This is a genomic window from Streptomyces murinus (genome assembly GCF_002154555.1).
Taxonomy (GTDB): Bacteria; Actinomycetota; Actinomycetes; order Streptomycetales; family Streptomycetaceae; genus Streptomyces; species Streptomyces murinus.
In genome coordinates, this window is sequence record NZ_MUNF01000577.1 from 1 (window position 1) to 974 (window position 974).

Annotated in this window: 1 pseudogene; it reads right to left on the reverse strand. The window is 73.9% G+C overall.

Annotated features, from left to right (window positions below):
• Window positions 1-76: 76 nt before the first annotated feature.
• Window positions 77-682, reverse strand: a pseudogene (locus CCN72_RS30005) (LLM class flavin-dependent oxidoreductase).
• Window positions 683-974 lie beyond the last annotated feature (292 nt).

Here is a 974-nt window from a genome sequence, read left to right on the forward strand (position 1 = left end):
TGACCTGGACGACCCGCGCCGATAGCCGATAGCCGGCGCGGGGAGTCCCCCACCCGGGGGGCACTTCCCGGCCCGGTCATCCTTCGGCCGGCCGGGGCGGCACCTTCGTACGGCAGAAGTCGAAGAAGCCCTGCTGGGCGGGGCCGATCTGGTCGACGTACACGCGGTCGAACCCGGCGTCGGCGAAGGCGCGCAGGGCGGCGGCGTGTTCGTCCGGCTCGTCCCCGCACACCACGTCGTAGCAGAGATGTCGATCGGGACCGGCTCTGCGGGCACGGTGCGGAGGCGGGCGTTCTCCGCGGTCGAGTGCGTGCCGTGGTGGTCGACCTCCTCGCCGGTGAACAGCCGGCGCATCACTCGCACCGCCGCCTCCAGCATCTCCGGGCGCACCTGCGCCGGGGGTCGGCGGTCGCCGGGGATGTGCTCGTTCGATGCCTCGCCCGGGGCCGAGGCCCAGCCGGAAGCGGCGCTCGGTCTGCACCGCGCAGGTGGCCGCCGGGTGCATCCGTACGGTCGGGCAGGTCACGGCGGTCTCGATGGACAGGCTCACGGCCTCGGAGAGCGCGCCGATCACCGACCGCACGAAGGGGCTCTGCCCCCGCACGTCGTTCCACGGGTGGAAGTGGCCGGAGATCCACAGCGCCCGGAATCCGGCCTGCTCGGCCGTCCGCGCCTCCTCCACGAGCCCGGTCGGCCCCCCGTGTGCTCCGCCCGGGTGAGCGGCCCCGCGTTTGGTTGGTCCGGCCCCGGATACGCGGGAAACCTCGCACGAGCCCACCGCCCGAGGCGTCCTCGCGGGTCGACCGCGCGTTTCGGTCCGGCCGTTCCCGCGCTCCGGCGATCCCGGGTGGCCCTTACGGACGCCCACCGACCGACGACCACGAATCTCGCGCAAGGAGAGCCATGGACACCGCCGAACTCGCCGAACTCGGACAGCAGTTGCGCGTCGACAGCGTACGGGCCGCCGCGGCGGC